The organism is Indolivaga alginatilytica (assembly GCF_003201355.1).
Taxonomy (GTDB): domain Bacteria; phylum Bacteroidota; class Bacteroidia; order Bacteroidales; family Dysgonomonadaceae; genus Dysgonomonas_A; species Dysgonomonas_A alginatilytica.
In genome coordinates this window covers 74,030-99,374 of the sequence record NZ_QICL01000018.1, presented here as the reverse complement: position 1 = coordinate 99,374, position 25,345 = coordinate 74,030, and the positions used below count along the sequence as shown (strand labels likewise).

The window sequence follows — 25,345 nt, the reverse complement described above, 5'->3', positions numbered from 1 at the left end:
TTCATCTTGCTGTCATTTTAAAAGTCAAATAGACTTGGTTGGTTATTCATTTCTACTCGTTTGGCTTTCTTCTTGGGTTGCATCGCTCGGTTATAAGCTTCGTTATGTGCTTTTTGGATAGCTTCTTTGCGTGCTTCCTCCTGCTCTTCTGCCGTTAAAATTACCGTGTGATTAACGACCACACTACAATTAATAGGATTGCCGATTTCAATATCTTCTTGTTGATAGAAATGTACAGCCATGCCGAAAATCTCTTCCCTGGTAAATCCATTGCAACCGCTTTTCTGAACCGTATTTAATATAAATTGGATGCAGTCGTCAAGGTTCTTGTTTTCTTTTGTATATGCCCATTCAAACAAGGTATCGCTTGCTACTCGTTCTTCTAAATAGGCTTGTATTGTATTCTTAAAATGATCGGTTGATTTCATGATTATTATGCTTTTAGGTTTAAAATTGTGTTTAATTCGCTTCTCTTGCTTTTGGAAAATATCCACCCTGCCTGTTTCTCATCGTTATGTGTCAATCTCGGATTGAATTTTCCGCCCATCGCTTTGAGTAAATCTTTGATTTCTTTGGTGTCTCCGAAAAGGGCAATTGCTTTCTCTGAATAATCCACTATCTCAAATTGCAGTTTCTCGTTACTGATTTGGATAGTTGACTGTGGATTAGTCTGCTCTTGGGGTTCTGCTTTCGATGCTTTGACGGAGGTAGATTTTATATACGCCCCATCGGGGCAACCTGCGATATAGGCAAAGCGTTCGATTGCTCTTTCACAATCTGAAAAGGTTTCCTTTTCGATAATCCATCCGTGGTAACTGCTTTCTCCTAAATAGTACCCTGCACCCATCGAATATTTTTCTCTGTGTTCATATTCTTCATTGTACTCTGCTAAATAGGCTGTTTCTTCAAAATTGGATGCACATTTACGCATTTCAGAGAAAATGTCCCTTTTGTGTTTGGAAAAGCCTAGAATAACGGTTCTCACTGTCCTTGATGCAAAATAGTCTGTTTGTGAATCGGATTCATCTTGTTTTAGATGTGCAATAATAATGGCTTTGGCATCCATTGGGAGGTTGTCTTTCAGCCATTGGCGACCAATTACTTTAACGGCTTCTATACGCTCTTTTTCTCGCTGTTCCTCTTCTTGTTCCTTAGCCTCTTGTTCTTTGGCTTTAGCTAGGATTTCGTCTACTTCTTCATCGGTTTTGAATACAATGTTGTGTTCATCGTAATACATACCGATACCAAACTTTTGGCTCAAGGGGCGTATGATTTCGGATGTATCAAAATGGAATGTTCTGAGGTTGATTAAATGATAATGTACTCCCCAACGGTCTTGGGTTATATCGTACACTACATATTTATCATAGCTGTAACCCTCCATGCGGATGATTTGGTTAATGGCTACTGCTTGTTGGTCTTTATCTATGGTTTGTCTGCTTGCTAATAAATATACTTTATTCATGGTGTTTGTTATTTGATGTTATACAAATTGATGACCGGTATTGAGTTGGCTTTTGCCCTGCGGACAGTGTAAGCCGTTCCGCTTCTGTATGCTCCATCATGGTAGGCAATGAGCAATGATGAATGATGTATCATATAGTCGTTACGGCGAAGAAAACAACCGTCATAGTATTGGCTTGACAGGATGATATTCGATGTGGCTCTGTCTGCTATATCGATATAGCGTAGTTTGTCCTCCCTGTCAAATGCTCTGTGATGTCCTGCGTATGGAACGACACAAAAGAGTTGTATGTCGGAATATATCTTTTGCAGTTCCAATACTGCTTCCGCTGCTAACAAGTCGAAGCCTTGTGCTGCACCTACATAACAGGCTCTAAATCCATTGTTATAGGCTTGTGCCAGTGTTGCCAACAAATCGGCTCTTAGTTGTTCTGCATCGGTTGACGCACTAATGGTACGGTGTCCTGTAAAGGCTATGGATTTGCTTTTGTCAGTATGTATAATATTCATAATTGGATGTTTTAAAAGATAAATACTAGAATCAGGGAGATAACTATCATCAGCAACAGGATAGAGAGTACTGAAAAGAATATGCTGACTGACAGGCGAATGATTTTAAGCACGCTACGGATAAGAATGTATATTCCCACCACGGACACTGCTGATACTCCTATTCTGTACACACACCACACGCAAACACCCAACAGAGCTACTCTACAAACCAATTTTATGTTAATTCCGGCAGGAGCGTCATTTTGTTTCATTATTTTTTTTTCGTTTCTCATAATCATGACTTTTTTTTTCTTCTGCGGCATCCGACAGGTCGGTCATTTTTGTTTCATAGAGCAACAAGAGGTATTGTGATTTTTGACAGGGATATTTTTTGGGGATAAATACGCTCGCCCAAAGGGAAAGAGGAAGATTTTCACAAAAAATGCGAAGCGGAATATTCCTGACAAAAACACCATCATACCTTTGCTCGATGAACAAATGGCCGACTTTGGATAAAGGAAGAATTGAGGAATGATTATGGGAGAAATGAAAAAGAAATGCAAGATTCAATTATTTCAAAATATATGGTTCAGACCATATCAATAAGGAGGAGATGAGTTGTTTAAATCAAGGGTAAATAAGCTACCCTTGACTATTTTTATCCGGAAATATCTTTGAAGAGGAAAATTGTGTGGTGCAGCCGGAATATACAGTAATAGTGTATATTGCCGATACAAATTGCAGAACAAACGAAAAAGAATGTCCGAAGGATTGCTGTTTTATCAATAGGAAAATTATATTTGCACCTTATCTTTGTCTATAGAATTCATGTTATCGAATGGCTAAAAAGAAGAAACAGGGGCATTATTGCAGAGTCTGCGGTGAACGTAAGGCGAATGAAAAATTCAGTGGAAAAGGGCATGCAAAACATGTCTGTAAGGAGTGTAATGCTTTACCGCAGGAAAAGAAAAATGAATTACAGCTTCTAAACCAAATCAGTAAAATTGCTGAGAAATACCCTCGTTCAGGAAAGGATTGGGAATTATTGGAGAAATATTCAAAAAATAAGAAATACCCCGAAGCAATGGAATTTGCCCAAATGATTCTGGGAATGAGTAGCCGGTGCTCTTGGGAAGAAAATCAAGATAATGAAGAAGATGAGGACGACGAGTTTGAAGATTGGCAAGAAGAGAACCAATACGAAGACCTATTTTCAGAAACGATTGCATTTTCGGAGGTTGACGAAGATCTAAAAGACGAGATTTCTTTTGATATATACGAAATAACAAAAGACTTTATTCTAAAAAAAGGGTACATTCCGGAGGAAAAAGACAAACAGAAAATAGTAAATGAGTTATGCCGGGATGTATCTTCCCTATTAGGAGATGAATTGATGCCTGATGATGAACTGAATACCCTTTTTGATGAAATATTGAAAGATGTTATTGAAAATTTAGAACAGGAAGGTATTAAACCGGTAAGCTATTGCGAGTCACTCCTTGTTCTGGAAACAGAGCGGTTACAAATTCGAAAATTTGTGCCGGATGACCTTTCGGATCTTTATGCCATCATGAAGAAACCGGAGGTAATGTATGCGTGGGGGCATGGTTTTACTAAAAATGAAACAAGGAAATGGTTGAACAGGCAACTGACAAGACACCGCAAAGAGGGTTACGGTTATTTTGCCGTTATTTCAAAAGAGACAGGCAAACTGGTTGGGCAAGCAGGATTGCTAAAAAACAAAATAAACGAAGAAGATGTAGTCGAACTGGGATATATTTTCGATAATCTGTATTGGAAACAAGGATATTGTATGGAGACAGTAAAGACTATTGTGCAGTTTGCATTTAATAAATTACAGTTTGATAATTTGTATTGCAGCATACGCCCGAACAATATACCTTCAATTCGCATTGCCGAAAAAATCGGTATGACAAAAGTAGGAGAGCATACGATTCTATATCGGGACAAGGATATGCTGCATCATATCTATATACTGAAAAATAATAACTGTTGAACATATAAAACCAGGGTTTATATGTCAAGATAAATAACTATCTTCGTGCAAAGAGTTAATTGAAATTATGGAGAAACAACGAAAAACGAAGAGATTCGCTCGTTTCTAAATCATTACCTGTTAAGCCTTAAGACTGGCTTAATCTACTTATCATCAACCGGTTAATTTTTTGTTTTATCTTATAGATAAAAAAGGAGAATCGTAACTTTACTATATGGGAGATTACTCTAAAAAAGGTCTTAAACCTTAAAGTCTTGCAGGCTGAGGGTGACAAAGTTTCTTATCTCATCTAATAGCTTAGGTTCTATTTTTGTTTTGTCGTAAGCTAAATATATCTCGTTACTGGCAGGATGAATACCTTGCCAAAGAACTCTCACTAATCCGCCTTTCAAAGCTTTACCTGCAATGAGGTCTGATGATACAGCCAATCCATCGCTGTGTCCTACAGCTTCGAGTATCGAATTATTGTCGGGGATAGCTGCCTGTAATTTTAGTAAAGGTCGCTTTTTGAAGTTTTCGCGCCAGAATCTTCTTATCAAGACAAGATTACTATTGTAAGCATACCATTTTTGAGCTTGCAACCATCTTTCAATCTCGTCCAAGTCTTCGGTTTCTACTAAACGGTCAAATTCAGAAGAATCAAAATCGCGGTTGCAAACAATACTGAATGTTTCGGTTAGTAGAGGTTCGTAAGTGATAAACTCGTGAATAGTATTGCGTTGTGTAATTATGGCAATATCCAGATCGTTATTTACAAGCTTTTCAATCAGATCAGAAGCAAGTCCGTATTGAACTACTAAATATGATTTTAGTTGAGCTAGATTTTGAGCCAAGTACACACTGAAAAATTCGGCAGGACTACCCAACCTTATTGTTGTAGTTTTACTTAGGATAGATTTTTTAAATTCAGCCTCTACACGTTCCAGATTATCTAAGGGCTCTACTACCTGAGTGTAAAGCTGCTTTGCGTAATCGGTGGGAACCATTTTGCGAGGTAGTCGGATAAACAAAGCATGTCCGATATAGCTTTCCAATGCAGCCAGTTGTACACTCACATTGGGTTGGGAAAGAAGTAATTCCTGAGCCGCCTTTGTAAGTGTTCCATTTTGATAGATTGCCTTAAAAGTTCTATACCATTCGAGGTTTACCATAACTTAGATATTTCTTTCAGATCATTAATAAATAGGTTGACTTTATCTTCGGGTGTTGCCCAAGAAGTTACCATTCTTATGGCTGAATTATCAGCATCTACGGGTTCCCATATGTAAAAACCGTATTTTAGAATCAGCTTGTCAATTACTTTATTTGGTAAGATAGGGAAAATTTGATTGGAGTCAGACTCGGTAAGAAAAGAGTAGCCCAATTCTTCCACTGTATTTCTAATCTTTGTGGCTAAAGTATTAGCGTGAGCAGCTAGCTTGAAGATAAGATCATCTTTAAGTAATTGATCGAATTGAATACCAATCGCACGACCTTTTGCCATCATGGCTCCACGTTGTTTTTGGTGGTATTTGAAATCCTTTTTCAATGTGTCGTTTGTTATAACAACAGCTTCACCTAATAAAGCACCCGATTTGGTTCCACCAATATAAAATACATCAGTTAGATGAGCTACATCGGCTAATGTTAGGTCATTAGATGCAGCTGTTAGAGCAGAGGGTAGTCTTGCTCCATCCATAAACAAGATAAGATCATTTTCTTTGCAGAACTCCGATAAGTCGGTTAATTCCTTCTTATTATATATAGTTCCTATTTCTGTCGAATTCGAAATATAAACAACTCTTGGTTTTACTGTATGGTATTCGGGAAACTTATTCAGTACGGGTTTAATTAGTTCAGGAGTTAGTTTTCCATCGGAAGTAAATACCTCCTCTATCTTATGACCGGTAGCTTCTATTGCTCCCGTTTCGTGTGTGCTTATATGCCCCGTTTGTGCAGCTATAACAGACTCAAAAGGTTTAAGTATGGAGGCTAATACCAATAAGTTGGTTAATGTACCACCTGAAATCAGATGTACTTCCGCATTATCATCTCCAATCTTATTTCTAATTGATCGAATTGCACTCAAAGTATAGGCATCGTCTCCATATCCTGACTGTTGTATAAGGTTGCTTTCGGTTAAAGCTTGCAGGATAGAAGGGTGGCAACCTTCGCTATAGTCATTTGTAAAACTGTGAATAATCATCCTCTGAATTGATTTAAGAATATATAAGTAAATGAAAGTATTTAATGATATATTTTCGAACCATAACAGACTATTGCTGTTATGCTTACCAAAGCAATGAAAAGGTCTAAGACCTTATCTATTTAATACTTATTGATATAACAGCAATTAAATACCGTTAAGAGTAAACAAAACGAGTATCTATGCGTTATAATAAGGTCTCAGACCTTTTTATTTACTTGTTAAGCATAATAACAATAGCCTGTTACAATTTGAAAGTATCTCATTCAATATTTTCATCAGCTTAAAAGTTCACACAAATTTATAAAAATATTAATAGATAAGTATAAAAAGATCTATTTTGAGAATGAATAAACTCCATCTATATTTGTATTAGAAATAATAAACAAAAACAATTATGAAATCGTATTTATTAGTGTTATCTATTTTGTTGCTTGCAGTATCTTGTAGCAACAGCCCAAAAAACAAAATTGAAGGAACAGACTCACAAGCGATAGCTGACGGCAATGGACAACAACTTACAGTTGATACACAAGCATCATCTATCCATTGGGTAGGAACTAAACCGGGCGGAAGCCATCACGGAATTATCGGTATAAAAGACGGTAATTTGGCAGTCAACGGAACAGAGGTAGCTTCAGGTTCATTTACTATTGACATGAATGCTATTGCGGACGAAGATCTTACAGATCAAAAGATGAACGAAATGTTGGTAAATCACTTGAAAAGTGCAGACTTCTTCGATGTAGAAAAATACCCAACAAGCACTTTTACAATTACTAAAGTAGAAGCGGTAGCAGGTAATGACTCTATTACGCACAATATAAGTGGTAATCTGAAAATGAAAGATGTAGAAAAGAACATCACATTTGGAGCTACAATCACAAAAGATGGTGATACCTACAAAGCTGTTACTGTACCTTTCACTATTGATCGTACTCAATGGAACGTTCAATATGGTTCGAAAAGCCTTTTCGCTGACTTGAAAGACAAGTTCATCGATGACAATATTGAATTGCAAATAACAATTATAGCTAAAGCTGCTAGCAAATAAGAGAGAGTTTTTGACAGTGAATTTTTTCCTGATCGGCTTTAGCAACTTATTCGCTAAAGCCGATCTTTTTTATTTCGAATGCAAATAAGACGAATGAGGGTTGAATAATATGACAACAAATAGTTTACAACATTTACATAAAGAATTATCGTATCTGAAGGATACACCATTGATGCCCGTTTTATTCGTAGGACATGGAACCCCCATGAATGCGATAGAAGACAATGAGTTTGCACACAAATGGATTGAGTTGGGAAAAGAGATTCCTCATCCTCAGGCAATACTATGTATATCGGCACATTGGGAAACTCGCGGAACTTTTGTTACGGCTATGCAAAGTCCTAAAACGATTCATGATTTTTATGGCTTTCCCCGTGAATTATATATGCAACAATACCAAGCGCAGGGCTTTCCCGACTTGGCAAATGATATAAAGGTAAACGCTTCTAAATTTAATGTAGAGACCGACTATGAGTGGGGGCTCGATCACGGAACATGGAGTGTATTAAAATATTTTTATCCGAAAGCCGATATTCCGGTATTACAACTAAGTATCGATTATACGAAAGATATGCAATACCATTACGATCTGGCAAAAGAACTGATGTATTTGCGAAGAAAGGGGGTGCTTATTATAGGCAGTGGTAATATGATTCATAATCTGCGAATGCTACAAGTCGAAAATGATGATTTTAATGCCCGGTATGGTTATGATTGGGCTATCGAATTAAACGAACTATTTAAAGAAAAAATACAGAAAGGAGATCATAGTGCTTTAATTCATTACAAGTCTTTAAGTAAATGGACGCAACTGGCAATGCCTACATTAGATCATTATATTCCGATGATATATGCTTTGGCATTACAAACGGAAGGAGAACAAGCCAGTATGTTTAACGATAAAATAGTAGCGGGTGCATTATCCATGACTTCTATTATTATCAACTAAGGTCACAGACCTATCAACAAACAATTAAAAGAAAAAAAATTATGAAAACTATTTTATATAAAGCAGAAACTCGCGGTCACGCAGAACATGGTTGGTTAAATGCTCATCATACATTTAGCTTTGCAAATTATTACGATCCCGAAAGAATACACTTCGGAGCTTTGCGTGTATTGAATGACGATATTATAGATGGAGGTAAAGGTTTTGGTACACACCCTCACGATAATATGGAAATCATAACAATACCTTTAACCGGAAGTCTTCGCCACGAAGATAGTATGGGCAACGGTGGTGTTATAGAATCAGGTGATATACAAGTAATGAGTGCAGGCACAGGAATACAGCACAGTGAGTTTAATGCACAAAAAGATAAGCCTGTAAATCTTTTTCAGATATGGGTGTTCCCCAATAAAAAGAATGTAACTCCTAGATATGAACAAAAGACTCTGGATCTTTTGAACCATAAGAACTCATTCCAATTGGTCGTATCTCCAACTCCAACCGAACAAGGATTGTGGATACATCAGGATGCATGGTTCTCTATCGGTTCTTTTGGCAAAGGAGTAATCGAGAAATACGAGTTGAAATCGAAATCGAACGGTGTATTTGCAATGGTAATACAGGGTAGCTTCAATGTTTCGGGAACAGTCCTTGAGAACAGAGACGGACTAGGTATCTGGGATACAGAATCTCTGACGATAGAATCGTTGTCGGACGATGCAAGGGTATTATTAATGGAAGTTCCTATGGAATTCTAAGTTCCAAGATTCAAAATAAGTAAGCGGGTCAATCCTATTAAAGGGGTATTGACTCGCTTTATTTTATTAACTTTGTGTCAAAACGATAAATATATATTCTATGCTTCGAAAAGTACCTTCGAAATACCTTGTTATCTGTGCTATTTTATTTGCTTCACTAACTATTACCGCTCAGAAAAAAGTGCTGGATCATACTGTTTATGATTCATGGAAAAACCTTTCGGAAACAGGTATCACCAATGATGGTAAATATGCAGCTACAGTTGTTAAAGAGCAGGAGGGAGACGATTATCTTTTAATCCGCAACTTGCAAACTAAAAGGGAATTGAGTATCCCTCGGGGATATGCATATACAATTACACCCGATCAGAAATATATTGTAGCTCAGATAAAAGCACCTTATGAGGTAACGCGTCAAGCCAAAATAAAGAAAACAGCGGACGAGAAAATGCCAAAGGATTCGTTAGTGATAATTTCTCTTGATAAACTTTCGGCAATAAAAATACCTAATGTAAAAGCATTCAAGGTAGGTAAAGATTTCTCTGACTATATTGCATATACAATAGATGATACGCTTAAGGCAAAAGGCAAAACAAAAGCAGATGAGAAAACCCGTACTCTCGTAGTTCGTAATATCTATACAGCAAAAGAAGATTCTGTAAAGAATGTTTCAGACTTTGTTTTCAGTAGAAACGGAAAAGGTTTAGCCATAATAACTAAGCCCGAAGCTAAGGATTCAATCAATAAACCAAGTGTTGTATATATCGACCTGAAGGGTTACAATAAAAAAATAGTTTCGAGAGGAAAAACTCTTTATAAAAGTCCGTCATTATCCGATTCGGGAGAGAGGCTTGCCTTTTTAGCGACATCGGACAGTGCAAAAGCTGAGATTAAAAATTACGATCTATTTTATTTCAGTTCTGATAGTGATTCGGCAAAACTGATTGTTGATAAAACTAAAAGTGGAATGCCTAAGAATTGGAATGTAAGTGAAAATTATAACCCTCAATTCAGTAAAAACGGAAAAAGGCTTCTTTTAGGAATTGCACCTGTCGTTTTACCGAAGGATACCACGATACCCGATTTTGAAAAAGCGCAGCTTGATCTTTGGCATTGGGAAGAGCCTTTGATACAGCCTCAACAATTGGTTGAATTAGAGAAAAAAACAAAACAAACCTATTTATCTTATGTCGATTTGGATAATGCCTTTGCTTTCTATCAACTGGCAACAGAGGAAATGCCCAATGTAAATATATCCGATGAAAATAATGGACGTTATGCATTAGGTATGTCTAATCTGAATTATCTCTTCGATACTCAATGGGACATTCCTGCCCGATTGACGAATGATGTTTGGCTTCTGGACTTAGATAATCATACACAAAAACAAATAAAGAAGAGGTTGCAGGCAGAATCCAGCCTTTCGCCTGATGGCAAATATTTAGCATGGTATGATGTGAACGACCGTCAGTATTATGCCTATTCTTTTGAAACAGGAAAAGAGGTTTGTTTAACCGATAAGTTGAATATCAACTTCTGGGACGAAAAGCATGATACACCATCCATTCCCGGTTCTTATGGTTTGGGAGCTTGGTTGGAGAATGACGGAGCCTTTCTTGTCTACGATGCTTACGATATATGGAAGCTTGATCCCACCGGAAGCAAAGCTCCGGAGAATCTGACTAACAACTTAGGTCGGGATAAGAAACTTACTTTCCGATATATTAAAACTGATAAAGAGAGCCGATTTATAAAGAATAATGAAAAGCTATTGCTTTCGGTTTTCGATAATAAAAGTAAAAAGCATGGGTTTTATGAATTAGAGAAATCTAATCTGAAACCATTGATATTAGATCAGTATATATTCTCATCGCCCGAAAAAGCGAAAGACAAAGAAGTATATTTATTTGCCAAGAGTAACTTTAATACTTCTCCCGATTTATTTGTGACATCTAATAATTGGAAGACTGAAACTAAGCTATCGGATATTAATCCTCAAATGAGAGATTATAATTGGGGTACAGCCGAACTTGTTGAATGGACTACTTTTGATAAGAAGCAATCGCAAGGAATTGTTTATAAACCGGAGAATTTCGACCCGAATAAAAAGTATCCTTTGATGGTTTATTTTTATGAAAAGCATTCGGACAATCTCTATCAATATTCGCCACCTGCACCTAGTCGTTCTATTATAAATATCCCTTTCTATTGTAGCAGGGGGTACATTGTATTCACCCCCGATATTCAATATACAACGGGACATCCGGGAGAGAGTGCCTATAATTCGGTTGTTTCGGGAGTCGAAGAATTAGCGAAGAACGAATGGATAGATCGTGAGAATATGGCAATACAAGGGCAGAGCTGGGGAGGTTATCAAGTAGCATATCTTGTTACCCGCACCAATATGTTTAAGGCTGCCGGATCGGGTGCTCCTGTTTCAAATATGTTCAGTGCATATGGAGGAATACGTTGGGAAACCGGAAGAAGCCGTCAATATCAGTACGAACAAACACAATCACGTATAGGAGCCACTATGTGGGAAGCTCCGGATTTGTACAAAGAAAATTCGCCTATATTCTTTGCCGACAAGGTAAATACTCCTCTTCTGATAATGCATAACGATAAGGATGGAGCTGTACCCTGGTATCAGGGGATAGAATATTTTATGGCTTTAAGGAGATTGCATAAACCCGTTTGGTTACTTCAATATAATAATGAAGCTCATAATCTTAAAGAACGTCGCAATTGTAAAGACCTGAGTATTCGTTTACAGCAATTCTTTGATCATTATTTGAAAGGAGAGGCCGCACCTGTATGGATGAAAAGCGGAGTGCCTGCAACAGAAAAAGGAAAAACATATGGATTTGAGATAAAATAGAGGTTGTAGACCTATATCTTTATGAAGCTATTGAGAGGTTGCTTCTATGATTATGAAAAACACAAAGCAGATAAAAGAGAGTAAGTAATAAAATAAAGTTGTAATATTATGGTTAAGCCCGGTTATAAGTTGCTGTTTCATCTTGATAATGAGAAGATCGAAATAGTTGAGATAAGAAGAAACGGAATTTTAGAAGAGGATAAGAATAAGGTTTACGTATGGTTGTTGTACGACAAAGTGAACGACATGATTAGCCGTTTGGATTTTGTCTCAATGAAGAGTTCTGAAAACAAAGAGTATCGTGAATTTCAAAATAGTAAACTGGAATTGGACAAGGTCTCGGGTATTTACTCCGAAGGAGAAAAAACTTTCGAAATGAAAGTTATTCCTTCAGATAAGCCTCTGTCAACAATTCTACAAGATGCAGTGAGCGATTTTCTTATACTCTTAAATTTTAGAAGCGAAAGAAGATGAAATTCATCTTAATGATATCAAGCCTCTTTCTCTATTCGATTTTGGGATTGGCTCAAAATGGTATTCCGGAGAATAAAGAATACTCAATTATAGTGAGTGAATCTTGTAAATCATTCAAAGATGGAGGGTGTTTGGTTACTACATATAACGTTTTGAAGTTTGAGAAGGACAGTGTGGCTGTAAATTATTATACAAAGGCTGATTGTGAATCAGCCGAAAGGAATTCTTATTATAATGATGCAGGTGCACTTGGGAAATATTCGTATCAAATTCAGAAGAAGAAAAGTAGTCCCAATCATATTGTTCGTATCAATGGCTATCGATTCGGGTCGCTTGAAGTATTTCCGGACTATTTGATTGTGATAAATCCTGATCATACCACGAATTCCGAATACATATTTAATCTTATAGAGTAAGAAAAAAAGAATAGAAAGAAAAAGATCGAACCATCACTGATTCGATCTTTTTTTAATCTATCCTTAGATAAATTGGTTTTATCTCTGACCCGATAGTCTGAACGATTGAATCATTTGCTCGTATTCGGGTTTCCAGAACGAATATTCACTCTCAGAGCTGGTTAAAGTTACCAGAGTTTGTGACCCTTCTGTGTAGAAGTAGGTTACACCGATGTGTTTAGGTTCAAGACCTTCTAATTGCTGAGTATAAGAGTAGCTGATAATACGAGTACCATTGCTTAGGCTCGAATTGAAAGAATCCCAACTGATCAATGAATAACCTGTATTCTGTAAGTTTCGTTCTACGGAAGCTTTCATTTGATATTGTATGGTATCAATATTCATCGAATCGGGGTGACTTAATCTACTAAAATTGCCTTCTTGCGTGTTTATTGTTATGCTGCTGAATGATTCTAATTGATTTGGATCATTCTCGTTAAAATCTCTTTTTAAAAATAATAGTGTAGGACGGAAACGTTCATAATCAATAGAATCTCCTAATTTTTTTTTCGATTCTTTATCTACTAACGTAACAAACGGAATATCACTTCTCTCTTCAAGATTAACAGGATAAAACATAGTCCCAATATTGGGTATTGCTACCAATCTTTGGTAAGAAGCCAATATTTTATCGTACCTGTTTTTCCATTCAGTCGAGCTGTTAAGTGGTGACGACATGGTCAACTGTATCTGTCCCGATTTATCGAATAGATATGCAGCGTAGATCTTCGAAGCTTCGTTATTTCTCAATTGCTGCTCGTAAGAATATTGTAAAATGGGTACCCCTTCCAATTCGGAAATTTCAAAGCTACCCCAGTTATTTATTTTATAATCGGTAGAATCAAGATTTTGTTGTACGTTCTTTTTTATGTTCTCTTGTAAAAGATCCCGATTTAATGAATCTTTTTTTAATGTTCTCGGGTTAGAATCGGGTAATACATTAAAGGAAATACTACCAAAGGGAGGAATATTAGTACTGTCAGCTATCTCAAAATTACGATTGAGAAACAATAACCCCGGACGGAATTGCTCATAATCAACAGACTCCCCCAATATTTTCTTAAACTCGTTATCTACTAATAATTTAAAAGGGATATCTTTTCTTTCTTGAATATCTGTTGGATACTCAAAGGTGGCTATGTCAGCAATGTTAACTTTTCGCTTGAAGGTCTCTACTATCTGATTGTAATATGCGAGCCATTTTTTATACTCCTTTTTAGGTGCAGATAATACAATTTGTAGTTGTACATCCGAATCATAAAGATTTGTAGTTGTGATATTCGTAGGGTTTTTACCTTTCAGTGTTTGTTCGTATGAATATTGAATGGCAATTAAACCATTGATAGTCTTGAAATCGAAAGAATCCCATTTCTTTACTTGGAATTGGGTACCAATCAGATTTGTATCTACATCCTGTTTGATATTGCTTTCGATCTTGGCTTTCTGTACATCCGATATTTGTTTAGGAAAGCGGTATTTACCGGATAAGGCTGTAACAGTAATATATCCGAATGAGGTCTTTTTATCTGTAGCTTTGGGCGCTTTAAATCCTCTTTCGAAAAAAATAAGGGTAGGGCGGAACTGTTCATAATTAACGGAATCGCTCATTAGTTTTTTAAATTCCTCATCTACCAATAGTTTAAACGGAATATCGCTTCTTTCCTCCAGATTGGCAGGATAAGCTATTGAGCCTATATTCAGGATATCAGTTCTTTTTAGTGGAGTAGTTAATATGTCTTTTCCGACAATATTGCCGGACTGAATAAAAAGGATTAGTAAGAATATTAGTGTAGTGTATGCTTTATTCATTGCTTCGTCTTAAAATTTTAGAATAAAGGTCTCAGACCTTTCTATTGCCTTGGCAAGTAAAATAATTAAATATCAATTGATTGATATATTGTTCAGAACTTCATTATAAATTACTGTCCATTTTTCCAGATCTTTGTTTGGAGCAGACAATGTTAGTTCTACCTGTTTGTCATCTTTAAATAGATAAGTTATAATAATATTAAGGACTTTCTTGTTTCTATTTTCGAGTTTATATTCGAATCTTAGAGCAGTAGCTCCATTTATATTAGTAACAGGGAGTGTTCTCCAATCCGAGATTGTAGATGTTGTGCGTTGTGCGTTTTGTTCTATCAGACGATTTATATTGTCGCTTAATGATGTCGCGTATTCGGTTTCAAGAATCGAAGCATTGAAGTTTTCCAACAAAATTGCATTAGCAACAATATTTGGAAATTCCTTTAATAGCTGATTGTTTTTTTCATTAAACCCTTTTTGTAAGAGAATTAAGTTCGGTCTGAATTCTTCATAATTTACACTGTCGGGAAGTAAGGCTTTGTCCTCGGGGTTTATCAATAATTCAAATGGTATATCGTTACGAGGTTCTACACTTGCAGGATACTGAATGTTGGCAATGCCATTGATGCTAATTGTTTGACTCTTTTCGTTATCTGAGCTTATGGTATGCAACCTTACCAAGCCTAGAATCACTGCAATAAAAACAATTACGAAAATTACATTTTTTCTCATATTACAAATCTATAAAATATTATTGGTCTCTAAATCAAGAAAGATATTTGATTTAGAATCGGGCTCTTTTAGTTGACCATCCTAACGGAGAGTGACGATGCAGCAAAAACACCTTTTTGAGATAAAGTATTATAAATGGCTTCATTCAGATCGACACTAACACCGCCGTAATCTTCATTTAATACCCATGCACGTATTACTATATCGAAATTGCCGTTATTGATATTGGTTATTCCTACAAATGGGGTAGGAGCTTGCAGTACTTTTTCGTTTCTATTGACAACTTCTGTTAATGCAGCTTTCAGCTCATCGGCATTGTTCCCGTAGTTTATATTCAACACGATGTCTACTCTTCGGTTTTCCTGTGTAGAATAATTGGTTATGCTTCCTGTTGACAATGGTCCGTTAGGAATATATATGGTCCGGCCATCTGCTGTTAGTAGTATTGTATAAAGAATGCCTATTTCCATAACTACTCCGTCCATGCCTTGTACCAGAATGCGATCTCTTAGCTTAAATGGTTTATTCAACAAAATCATAATTCCACCGGCAAAATTGGATAAATTATCTTTCATCGCCATACCGATAGCTAAACCACCGGCAGCTATTATCGCAGCCAGCGATGTTGTAGGAATTCCTAATATCCCAATAATGGCAACAATCAGTACTACTCTTAATATGGTGTTTACCAGACTATTTATAAATGTTTGAACAGCGCCATCAATCAGCTTTCTGCTTAAAATCTTTTTAACTAGTTTGAGAAGCCATGAGATAAGCCACGAACCAATAAAATAAACAATTGCAGCTACTATTAATTTCTCACCAAGTCCTATCAGGCGGTCTATTAGCCCTTGCAAAAGCGGCTCTAAAGCCGAAGGACTTATCTCTTTTATATTTTGCAATAAAATAAAACCTAACATAAAATTTATTTCCGTTTTTATTAATAATTAAGGTCTCAAACCTTTTTGTTGCTTTGGTAGGAGTAACAGCAATAGATTGTTATAGATCGAAAGTATATCATTAAATACATTCTTTTACTTAATTGTAGTAAATCGTACAAATATATATAAAAAACATTATTTTTAGAAGTGTAAGATGCAAATATCCAAAGTGATATCTGAAGTGAAAGCCGTTGTTTTTGCTAATAAAAAAACGAAATCTATCTTTTGTGTTTTGATTTGATTAGTAGATTATTTCCTTATATTTGCATTAAATCAAGGCTTTATGATAAATAAATAATACGAAACAACTTATTGTCTTGGTAAATGTTATAAGTAACAGTAAGTTTTTAGTACAATATTCTTTAGGTATAAATAACAATTGTCCGTAGACTTGTCAAATAATAAGTCTTTAGGAGATATAAATAGGGTGTAGTTAATCTGTATATAGATATAGCAGTCATGGAAAACAATGATAGATTTTTAGGGTTAATAGAAAGCAGTATCCACGCCAATTGGGAAAAGCCGGTTTTTAGCGATTATAATGGAAGTACTCTGCTATTTAAAGATTTTGCTCAAAAAATAGCAGAATTACATATTATTTTTGAAACGATTAATGTTCAAAAGGGTGATAAAATAGCACTTTGCGGACGTAATTGTACCAATTGGGCTGTTACCTTTTTTGCTTCCATGAGTTATGGAGCTATAGTGACTACCATTTTACATGATTTTGATGGTGAGAGTATTCATAATATAGTTAATCATTGCGATGCGAAAGTTTTTTTCGTAGGTGAGCATGTGTGGGATAAAGTCGATCCTTTAAAAATACCTCATGTCGAGACAATAATTGCTGTAGAGGATTATGCAATTCAAAAATCCCGTTCACAAAAATTGAATCAGGTTTGTGATAATCTGGCTATTGTTTTCAAAGAAAAATACCCGAAAGGGTTTCTCCCCTCTGACTTGAAGTTTCATCAGGAACAGCCCGAAGAGCTAGCCCTTATCAACTATACATCGGGAACTACAAGCAAGCCTAAGGGCGTTATGATTCCATACCGAAGTCTGTGGTCGAATACTAAATTTGCCATAGAAAGCATTGAGTTTGTAAAAGCCGGCGACGGTATTGTGAGTATGTTGCCTATGGCACATATGTATGGTTTGGCTTTTGAGATATTATTATCAGTAGCCAAAGGGTGTCATGTACATTTCTTGACACGCCTGCCTTCTCCTCAGATAATAATGAATGCGTTTGAGAAGATTAAACCCACTTTGATTATTGCCGTACCTTTAATTATAGAGAAGATAATTATATCCAGGGTTTTTACGGAGTTGAACAAGCAACCGACAAAAACACTGATTAAGATTCCTATTATCAGAGAGAAAATATTCGCTAAGGTAAAGGATAAACTAATCTCTGTATTCGGAGGTCATATTATAGAAATTGTGGTTGGTGGAGCCGCTTTAGATACGGAAGTAGGGAAATTCCTGTCACGTATTAGATTTCCTTACACGGTAGGGTATGGTATGACCGAATGCGGTCCGCTTATTTCGTATGACTACTGGGAGACATATAGGGCAGCGTCGTGCGGTAAGCCGGTTGATCGTATGGAGGTAAAGATAGATTCGCCCGATCCTCAGAATATTACAGGTGAAATTGTAGTCAGAGGAACAAATACAATGTTGGGTTATTACAAAAATCCTGAAGCAACAGCAGAGGTGTTGGGTGCTGACGGCTGGTTGAGAACAGGTGATTTGGGCGTAATGGATGAAAGTCAATATATTTATATCAAGGGACGTTGTAAAACTATGATTCTAGGACCATCGGGGCAAAATATATATCCCGAAGAAATTGAGCAGTTATTAAATAATACCAGTTATGTTGCGGAATCTCTGATTGTTGAAAGAGACGGCAAGCTGCATGCACTGATTTTTCCCGATCATGATGCTATAAATGCTCTGCATTCTAAAGAAAGTGTAGATAATTTGTTAAAATCAGAAATAGTAAATGTCAACAAACGTCTTCCTCGATATAGTCAAATTATAGATTATACGATACGTGCGGAGGAGTTCGATAAAACTCCAAAAAGAAGTATTAAACGTTTTTTATACAAATAATTCACAAACTTACATTTATATTTTAGTAGATTTGAAGGTATAAGTTGTGGGAAACCGAGGACTGAAAATAACAAGACATAAATGTTTTATTCTGACAGGGATAGGGTAGCTGACGTATGTATTTTATTCGGAGGTAACTTTGTTGTTTAATTGAAGTCTTATTATTTTAATTCGAATATGGTTATTTAACTACCTTTCTTGCTTGAGGGATAGTTGAATACGTAAATAAATATAACAAACACGAAACTAGTCTTTTCTTTATTCACTTGAGGACTGATCAATATTATGGAAGAAGCAATTAATCCTTTGTCAAAAGCAGCAATAAAAAAAATTCTCCGCACAGCTCAGGCATTTATCGGGCGTAGTAGTATTGCTTTGGAACGAGAGTATCCGAGATCGAGACGTAAACATCCGGCTTCGAGTACCTATTTGATACGCTGTAAAGAATCTTCTATCTTGTGGATGCCCAATATTTTTGAAGTGTGCGATATGAGTCTTGTGCAATTCAATAATGAAGTAGATATCCGGAGTTGTTATGATTTGTGTAATAGTACTTTAGAGACTGTTAAACCAAATGTTTGGGTAGATGAAGATACTATTATTCAGTATTACACAGAAGCATCGGGGCAGGAAAATTTCCTTGTCGGCTGGAAGTATCCATGCCTCCTTCGATAGTTTTTGATATTAACTATTCATATTCTTTATATAGAAAATAAAAACCCGAAGTATTCTCCGGGTTTTTGGCTGTTTGGTTTATCTTGCTATAGGTAATACTTCGATCCAGTAATCATCCGGATCATTGATGAAGTATAATCCCATTTTATGATTTTCGAAGCAGACGCAGTTCATCTCTTTATGAAACTTGCGGATTTCGTCATAATCTCCTTCAACACGGAAACACAGGTGGCTTTCGTTTTCTCCCAGTTCATAGGCTTCAGCGTGATCCCTTAGCCATGTCAGTTCCAATGCAAACGGACTTACTCCATCCGAGAGGTATACTAATATAAATGAACCGTCGGGTGCTTCCTTTCTCCTTAATTCTTTCAACCCTAATGCTTTGTTGTAAAACTCTATGCTTCGTTCTAAGTTGGTAACATTAATGTTAAAATGATCGAATTTACTTACTATTTGCATAATTAATTTTCTTTATCTGGTTATAAGCTCGCAGAGCTATTTATTACTTAGAGAGTATATCATTAAATACTTTCAGTTACTTATCAGGTCTCAGACCTTTTAGTTTAAAACAAACAAACTCTATACTTTTTATATCTCAATAGTATCGCCCCTGTGTGAGGGAACGAATACTTCAGTATTGTATTTCTCTGCAATGTTTTTTATTTCAGCAGCTTTGTCGTATGCAGTGTCAAAATGCATGGGAATAACTAGTTTTGTCGGAATCTTCTCCAGAAATTGATCTGCTCCTTTCATGTAGTCTTTTCCCAATCGCGGATCGACCGGAAACATAGCAATATCAATTGCAGGCGTTGAGCTTGCCAGATGATCGAGTTCTCTTGAATAAAACTCCTCGGCTTCTTTAATCTCTTCGTCGGTCGATTCTTCGTTCCAGTGCCAATTATTTAAATCTCCGGCATGAAATATCACTTTGTTATCGGCTTTTATTTTGAATGAAATACCCAGATCGGTAGATCCAAAAGCGTCAATTTGTAATATGTCATCCTTGTATTGTTCGTCTTTGTCTATAAATATAATATCACAGAAAGCTGTTTTTGCCGCTGTCTCGATATCCTTCGAGAATATATAAGTGATATCTTGCCGTTCTTCTCTCCATTTAAGAATCTCCGGATTAAAATGATCTGCGTGTCCATGGGAAACCAGTACATAGAGCTTTTGTGGGCGGTGTAATAATCTGTCTGTTACAACGCCATGATTCTTATTAATCGAATCTTGGTAGTAATCAATTATAATAGTGAAATTTGCCGCTTCAATAGCAAATCCACTATGATATATATAAGTAAGTCTCATTTTTCTTTTTTTAAATTTAAAATATAAGGTCTGATACCTTAATCCCTGAATTGATCGGAGGTGGCGAATCTCACTCCTTGCAGTTTGGCTTTTTCGTACATCTTTATCGCGCGTTCATTTTCCGGATTAATCCATGAAATGCAATCACTCAGTACAATAACCCTTTTAGCCAGATGTGGGGAAAATTCCAATATGTCGTTTAACGAATTTGCTACACAATAGTCAGCAGCTTCTCCCATTATTATAATTTTATCAAACTCTTCCAGACTTGATAACAATTCCTTATTTAGTTTTGTTTCCTCACTGTCTTCAAATTCTACTGCTGCTTTAAATATACTGTAGTGTTCCGTTGCCTGATGTGTTCCTTTGTAAAAAAGATCATAAGTTTTACCTTCGTTTATGCTCCATGAATAAAGAGCTTTGATGAGTATTTCGTTTATTGACCATCCTTTACTCCCCTGTATGCAGTGGGCAGGCCATATGGTACAAACTTCTGCTTTTTCTTCTAATGCTTTCAGGTAGCCCAATGCACGATCCTGATTGAATTGCGGCATCCATTTTTCTGATTCCACGTCTTCTGCATGAATGACTGTAAATAGGGCAGGCGGATAACCTTCTTTATCTTTCCAATAATGTTGATTTGCTATATGTATGGGTTGATGAGAATCCATAGTGAGCGCAACATAATCGATACTCGAACCATATTCTTCTATAAAAGTAGCCATTCGTCTAACGTCGGCATCGGCTCCGTTTACAAACAAAGCTCCTGTTGGTTGGGTAAAGTCATTCTGGATATCAATACCTAATACAGCAATTTTTTCTTTCATAGTAGTAAGTTATAGTTTAATTAGAAAATACCCCGGGCAGAGAAATAGTAATTTTAAATATTTAATATTCTATCTTAAAGTTGTAATTAGCTATAGTTGTTTTACTTGCTAAAGTAATAAAAAAGGTCTGAGGACGTAATACGAAATAGAACAATAAAGATAGAAAATAAATTAAAACCTCAAAATTGTACAGATTGTCGAGCTACAATATTGCATAATTGACTGATATCATTCATGCTTAGTGTGAAGTCTGCATATTCGGGAGATGAATTCAGCGAATGGCAGGTTATTTCGCATCGTTCTAAGTCTTGGTTGATTATCTGCTTGCATACAATTGTATTGCCCAGTATAATAATCCAGAAAGGATATTCGTCGTTCCGTAATCTGTCACGCCAATAATCTTTTGATAATTCACGAGCCAGAACAATGTCTTTGTCACATATGCTGCGTTTTGAACCATCGTCCATGCTGTCTCCTTTTATTTCGAAGGCATAATAACGTCCCAATCCGACTTTATCAACGATAAACTCAACTTCTTCCAGATCATTCACAAATTCAGCATCACGGTATTCGTCTACATATTTGGCATAAGCCTTCACAGGGATGAGAGGTACGCGCATACGGAATCGTCCGTTGGGCATCTCGTAATATTTTACGCCGGAGCTATTCACAAAATGCGGCTCCTGTTCATCAATAGTCAGAGTTAAATTGGCGACTTTATTTTCCTGGCGATACATCTCTCCCCGACCTGTTAATAGCCAGTCTATATTTATATTCGGTTCAGCGGTTATTATTTTGTCTATAAGGCCAAATTTAGGTTCTGTAGAGCCTTTAATGCAGTCGTTTAGAGTTGTTTGAGCAATGTTTGAAAATTCAGCATAAGCTCTTACTGATTTTGAACTTTGTTCTACAATCTTTTTAATACGCTCATTTATTGAACTTTTCATGCTTCTTTAATTTAGATTGATTCTAAATATTCGGTATTTCGAATATTCATCTCTTTTTAGCTTGTTTTCATTCGATTAATCGAATACATTTGTATTGTTAATGCGAACATTGAATTGCGAAGATACGAATTAAATCAATAAAAACCAACTGATTGATCTGATTAATATATTATTTGAATAAAAAGAATGAATAGTAAACGAAAAACCGAACAGATTGATGTTGGATAATTTTATCAATAGAGAATAGCCGATGAGTTTTCGAAATGCTTTATTAAAAAACAATTAACTACAATATGACAATCGAAGAATTACTGTGGAATGCTAAATTCGAACAAGATGAACAGTGTGTGAACGACTCTTATAGCTATACGGAAGAATGGGCTATCGAACGCTATTATGAAGATAAAGAATTATTTGAGCGATTTGGCGAATTCTTTAAAACAGCCGGTTAATCGGACTCTCCTTAACAACACGGACAAAATTTACAAACGGTACAAACAAACTTAAAAAAACAAAACATTATGGATGCTAAATTATCTACAAAAAGACGCTACAAAACCTTTGACCACTCGGATGCTATCAAACAAGCTCAGAAATTGATAGATCGTACCAGAAAAAAACAGACTAATCTTCGTTCTATTCGGATTGATGCCGATACTATTGTTCAAATAAAAGCAGACCGCACCAATGCAGACCGCATCATCGAGCGAATCAAAAACAAAGCACGGACTGTTAGTATTGTCGATCAGATTGAGTACGGACAATATGCATGACCATCCTTCTAGTACTTTATTTATCAGGAATACTTATCATCAAAACCAAACACAATTATGAAACTAGGCAATAGCGGGGCAAATAATAAAGGAAAGAAGTATATTAAGATTAAGCCGGGAGCCGTAGCTACTCCCGAGAATCAATCGAAAGCAGACGCTTTTAAAGAATGGTTTGGTTTATCTTATAATCGACTCCAGACAGAATTAATTAATAAAGATACTTATGAGGAAGATGTTTTAAATGATACTTTTCTTCGGATTTATGACAAGATACTTTTCGGGGGATTAGAGATAGCCGATTACAAAGCCTATTTTCATCGGGCATTCTTTACTAATTTTATGCAGGTGAATATACAAATTTCCCAGAGTATCACAACGCCATTGGATAATCACGATAAAATAGATGATTCGGAAAACGATGAGGAGTTAATCAAAACCAAGTTTCGACTCGAAAACGATATTTTTGATTTTGTATATTCGAGATACCCTATTCACGAATTCGAATTGTTCAAAATGTATGTTCGTTTGAAACCTGCGATAAATTATGCCGATTTATCGGCCATGACATCTATTTCTCAAAGCCGGATAAGTGAAATAATCTCCAAAATTCGTCGGGATATTTGCAAGCAGAAAGATTTTTCCGAAAGGAGGCAATCAACCTTGCGTAAAACTGAATGCTGAGATAACCATTAAAAAAAAGAATGTAATGAAGAAATCTCCTTTTTTTAATAATTGCTTTTCAGTTATCTATGATTATTTTTGTAAAAAAAAATATATACCTTGCAAAATAATGCCTAAGATCATAGATATCTCAAAATGGAATAAAGAACTTCACGTTCATACAACGGGGACGAGAAATAAGTTCATTGTTATATCTCCTAAAGATGAAAAATTTTATTTTAAATCATCATTAAAAAAAAAGAATAAAGATTACAAATATGAATTTTGGTCTGAGGTCATAGCTTCAAAAGTTGGCTATATGCTAAACTTTGACGTAATTTCTTATAACGTAGCATATTTTGAGAACGAAATAGGCTGTATTTCAAAATCAATTATTGATGAAAAAGACGAAGAGCATCATGAAGGGTATAGGTATATTGTAGAAAAATATCCAGATTTCAAAACGAACTTCAAAAAAACACACTCCTTCCAAAAAATAGCAGAGGCACTAAAAAGTATAGATAGTGAACATTGTATAAAAGGGATAATTAAAATGATTATCTTTGATGCTATTATAGGAAATACAGATAGACATTCTGAAAATTGGGCTATAGTAATTACTGGTAAAGAGATATACCAAATTCTCAAAGATATGCATAGCGTGTCTTTCTGGAATAAACTTATATACAACATCCATCTTACTTATAAGTTCAGAAGGCGAATAACAATAGCTCGAATACAGAAAAGATATAGACGAGGATATTATAAATTATCACCGTTGTATGATAATGGTAGTAGTTTAGGGAGAGAGCTTGATGAGTCCAGAATCAACGAATATCTTAATAATCAAGAAAAACTTATTCATTTTATTAATAAAGGTAAGCCAGACATTCGATGGAATGATAAGCATCTAAATCATCTTGAATTAATAAGAACAATAAGACTAGACTATCCCAATGAGGTGAATTCTGCAATAAATGAAATAAAACAAAGATATAACAAGAACAAATTAATTGAAATTATAGATAATATAGATAAAAGAATACCTCCTAAGTTTGTCGAATACACGATTCCACAAAATAGAAAACAGTTTATTATCAAATATATTGATCTTAGAATAAATAGTATTATAGAGTTATGAAGAATAGTTTCAAAAAGATATATTTAAGTTGGAGACCCTCGAAAGGGCTTTCCCGTCTAATGGTTGGAGAAATTATTATACATGCAGAAGTCATAAATTTTAGATATATAAAAGAAGAATTAAATAAAGCGACCAAATTAGGTTTTAGTGGATATCCAGGACTTCCCATAGATAAACCTGAACATTTAGCATCACTTGATTTATTTATAAAAAGACTAATAAACACTGACCGATCTGATGCTGAATTTTTATTGAATTTTTGGGAAATAGATTCTAATTACAAAGAGGATAAGCTCTACTTGTTAGCCATGACTCAAGGTATTATGCAAACTGATAATTTTGAATTTCTTGCGAATTTCGAACTAAAAGAAGGGCTAACATTTGTTAGTGATGTTGCTGGTTTAAGTCATTCAAAATTTGATCTTACAAAGGTTAAAATAGGAAGTGAGCTCACTTTTGAAAAAGAAAACCACATAAAAGACAAAGATGCCGTTAAAGTTCTGTTTAAAGGAGAACTTGTTGGATATATAAAGAAAGGACATAACCAAATATTTCATGAAGAAGGCTCTCTCAATATAAAAATCGAAGTAAAGCATATAACCAATACTAAAGTGTTTAAGGAATTATACGTAAAGATCTATTCGGATAGTTCTAAATAACTTTCATCTCTATCCAAAGACAACACGGTATCTGCAAAGAT

At 35.6% G+C, this 25,345-nt stretch carries 27 protein-coding genes; 14 read left to right on the top strand and 13 right to left on the bottom strand.

Annotation, left to right across the window (positions count from 1 at the left end; translation table 11 throughout):
* Positions 1–17: 17 nt before the first annotated feature.
* From CLV62_RS13830 to CLV62_RS21520, 4 genes are read right to left on the bottom strand one after another with little or no spacing between them, the layout of a single operon-like run.
* Positions 18–428 (bottom strand): PcfK-like family protein, encoded by a 411-nt coding sequence (locus CLV62_RS13830; protein WP_110311371.1) that lies wholly within the window; start codon positions 426–428, stop codon positions 18–20.
* Between the two features lie 5 nt (positions 429–433).
* Positions 434–1,465 carry a fusion protein gene (locus CLV62_RS13825; RefSeq protein ID WP_110311370.1) on the bottom strand — a complete coding sequence of 344 codons (1,032 nt, stop codon included), beginning with the start codon at positions 1,463–1,465 and terminating at the stop codon, positions 434–436.
* 8 nt (positions 1,466–1,473) lie between these two features.
* Entirely contained in the window at positions 1,474–1,974 is a 501-nt protein-coding gene (locus CLV62_RS13820) for an SLOG family protein (protein WP_110311369.1), read from the bottom strand.
* 11 nt (positions 1,975–1,985) lie between these two features.
* A complete protein-coding gene (locus CLV62_RS21520) occupies positions 1,986–2,249 on the bottom strand; it encodes a hypothetical protein (RefSeq protein ID WP_146212749.1) in 264 nt (87 codons plus the stop codon).
* 545 nt (positions 2,250–2,794) lie between these two features.
* Here CLV62_RS21520 and CLV62_RS22060 point away from each other — a divergent pair.
* Positions 2,795–3,973 (top strand): GNAT family N-acetyltransferase, encoded by a 1,179-nt coding sequence (locus CLV62_RS22060; RefSeq protein WP_245904096.1) that lies wholly within the window; start codon positions 2,795–2,797, stop codon positions 3,971–3,973.
* A 239-nt stretch (positions 3,974–4,212) separates the two neighbouring features.
* Here the strand turns inward: CLV62_RS22060 and CLV62_RS13810 are convergent, their stop codons facing one another.
* Together CLV62_RS13810 and CLV62_RS13805 are read right to left on the bottom strand one after the other, a co-directional pair.
* Positions 4,213–5,124: a LysR family transcriptional regulator gene (locus CLV62_RS13810; protein ID WP_110311368.1), complete on the bottom strand. Its 912-nt coding sequence runs from the start codon at positions 5,122–5,124 to the stop codon at positions 4,213–4,215.
* Positions 5,118–6,158, bottom strand: coding sequence for a threonine aldolase family protein (locus CLV62_RS13805; RefSeq protein WP_185144269.1), 1,041 nt, complete (start codon positions 6,156–6,158; stop codon positions 5,118–5,120). The genes CLV62_RS13810 and CLV62_RS13805 overlap by 7 nt, the downstream gene beginning before the upstream one ends.
* 397 nt (positions 6,159–6,555) lie before the next feature.
* On the opposite strand from CLV62_RS13805, the gene CLV62_RS13800 reads away from it, so the two are divergent.
* From CLV62_RS13800 to CLV62_RS13775, 6 genes are all read left to right on the top strand, one after another.
* The gene (locus tag CLV62_RS13800) at positions 6,556–7,212 is read left to right on the top strand and encodes a YceI family protein (protein WP_110311367.1); all 657 of its coding nucleotides are present in this window, start codon (positions 6,556–6,558) and stop codon (positions 7,210–7,212) included.
* A gap of 109 nt (positions 7,213–7,321) precedes the next feature.
* Complete coding sequence (gene ygiD, locus CLV62_RS13795; RefSeq protein ID WP_110311366.1) at positions 7,322–8,161, top strand: 4,5-DOPA-extradiol-dioxygenase; 840 nt, start codon at positions 7,322–7,324, stop codon at positions 8,159–8,161.
* Positions 8,162–8,202: 41 nt separating this feature from the next.
* On the top strand, positions 8,203–8,919 hold the full coding sequence (locus tag CLV62_RS13790) for a pirin family protein (protein ID WP_110311365.1): 717 nt from the start codon (positions 8,203–8,205) through the stop codon (positions 8,917–8,919).
* Positions 8,920–9,019: 100 nt separating this feature from the next.
* Entirely contained in the window at positions 9,020–11,797 is a 2,778-nt protein-coding gene (locus tag CLV62_RS13785) for a S9 family peptidase (protein WP_110311364.1), read from the top strand.
* A 108-nt stretch (positions 11,798–11,905) separates the two neighbouring features.
* Complete coding sequence (locus CLV62_RS13780) at positions 11,906–12,271, top strand: hypothetical protein (RefSeq protein ID WP_110311363.1); 366 nt, start codon at positions 11,906–11,908, stop codon at positions 12,269–12,271.
* The gene (locus CLV62_RS13775) at positions 12,268–12,687 is read left to right on the top strand and encodes a hypothetical protein (RefSeq protein WP_110311362.1); all 420 of its coding nucleotides are present in this window, start codon (positions 12,268–12,270) and stop codon (positions 12,685–12,687) included. The genes CLV62_RS13780 and CLV62_RS13775 overlap by 4 nt, the downstream gene beginning before the upstream one ends.
* A gap of 78 nt (positions 12,688–12,765) precedes the next feature.
* Here CLV62_RS13775 and CLV62_RS13770 read toward each other — a convergent pair whose 3' ends face one another.
* From CLV62_RS13770 to CLV62_RS13760, 3 genes are all read right to left on the bottom strand, one after another.
* Positions 12,766–14,535 carry a hypothetical protein gene (locus CLV62_RS13770; protein WP_110311361.1) on the bottom strand — a complete coding sequence of 590 codons (1,770 nt, stop codon included), beginning with the start codon at positions 14,533–14,535 and terminating at the stop codon, positions 12,766–12,768.
* 72 nt (positions 14,536–14,607) lie between these two features.
* Positions 14,608–15,261 carry a hypothetical protein gene (locus tag CLV62_RS13765; protein WP_110311360.1) on the bottom strand — a complete coding sequence of 218 codons (654 nt, stop codon included), beginning with the start codon at positions 15,259–15,261 and terminating at the stop codon, positions 14,608–14,610.
* A 68-nt stretch (positions 15,262–15,329) separates the two neighbouring features.
* Positions 15,330–16,181 carry a mechanosensitive ion channel family protein gene (locus CLV62_RS13760; RefSeq protein WP_110311359.1) on the bottom strand — a complete coding sequence of 284 codons (852 nt, stop codon included), beginning with the start codon at positions 16,179–16,181 and terminating at the stop codon, positions 15,330–15,332.
* Between the two features lie 480 nt (positions 16,182–16,661).
* Between CLV62_RS13760 and CLV62_RS13755 the strand changes: the two genes are divergently transcribed.
* Positions 16,662–18,314, top strand: a complete 1,653-nt coding sequence (locus tag CLV62_RS13755; RefSeq protein WP_110311358.1) for an AMP-binding protein — start codon at positions 16,662–16,664, stop codon at positions 18,312–18,314.
* A gap of 285 nt (positions 18,315–18,599) precedes the next feature.
* Entirely contained in the window at positions 18,600–18,989 is a 390-nt protein-coding gene (locus tag CLV62_RS13750) for a hypothetical protein (protein ID WP_110311357.1), read from the top strand.
* 78 nt (positions 18,990–19,067) lie between these two features.
* Here the strand turns inward: CLV62_RS13750 and CLV62_RS13745 are convergent, their stop codons facing one another.
* The 4 genes from CLV62_RS13745 to CLV62_RS13730 form a co-directional block, all read right to left on the bottom strand.
* A complete protein-coding gene (locus CLV62_RS13745; protein ID WP_110311356.1) occupies positions 19,068–19,448 on the bottom strand; it encodes a VOC family protein in 381 nt (126 codons plus the stop codon).
* Between the two features lie 129 nt (positions 19,449–19,577).
* Positions 19,578–20,297: an MBL fold metallo-hydrolase gene (locus tag CLV62_RS13740; RefSeq protein ID WP_110311355.1), complete on the bottom strand. Its 720-nt coding sequence runs from the start codon at positions 20,295–20,297 to the stop codon at positions 19,578–19,580.
* Positions 20,298–20,335: 38 nt separating this feature from the next.
* Positions 20,336–21,124, bottom strand: a complete 789-nt coding sequence (locus tag CLV62_RS13735; RefSeq protein ID WP_110311354.1) for a cysteine hydrolase family protein — start codon at positions 21,122–21,124, stop codon at positions 20,336–20,338.
* Between the two features lie 179 nt (positions 21,125–21,303).
* Positions 21,304–22,071, bottom strand: coding sequence for a S24 family peptidase (locus CLV62_RS13730; protein ID WP_110311353.1), 768 nt, complete (start codon positions 22,069–22,071; stop codon positions 21,304–21,306).
* Between the two features lie 293 nt (positions 22,072–22,364).
* Here CLV62_RS13730 and CLV62_RS21715 point away from each other — a divergent pair, with 293 nt between their 5' ends.
* The 5 genes from CLV62_RS21715 (at position 22,365) to CLV62_RS13710 (ending at position 25,304) form a co-directional block, all read left to right on the top strand.
* The gene (locus CLV62_RS21715; RefSeq protein ID WP_170120059.1) at positions 22,365–22,523 is read left to right on the top strand and encodes a hypothetical protein; all 159 of its coding nucleotides are present in this window, start codon (positions 22,365–22,367) and stop codon (positions 22,521–22,523) included.
* 69 nt (positions 22,524–22,592) lie between these two features.
* Positions 22,593–22,844, top strand: coding sequence for a hypothetical protein (locus tag CLV62_RS13725; RefSeq protein WP_110311352.1), 252 nt, complete (start codon positions 22,593–22,595; stop codon positions 22,842–22,844).
* 57 nt (positions 22,845–22,901) lie between these two features.
* Entirely contained in the window at positions 22,902–23,525 is a 624-nt protein-coding gene (locus CLV62_RS13720) for a hypothetical protein (RefSeq protein WP_110311351.1), read from the top strand.
* Between the two features lie 25 nt (positions 23,526–23,550).
* Positions 23,551–24,645, top strand: coding sequence for a HipA domain-containing protein (locus CLV62_RS13715; RefSeq protein ID WP_110311350.1), 1,095 nt, complete (start codon positions 23,551–23,553; stop codon positions 24,643–24,645).
* Positions 24,642–25,304: a hypothetical protein gene (locus CLV62_RS13710; RefSeq protein ID WP_110311349.1), complete on the top strand. Its 663-nt coding sequence runs from the start codon at positions 24,642–24,644 to the stop codon at positions 25,302–25,304. Before CLV62_RS13715 ends, CLV62_RS13710 begins: the two co-directional genes overlap by 4 nt.
* The last annotated feature ends 41 nt before the right edge of the window (positions 25,305–25,345 follow it).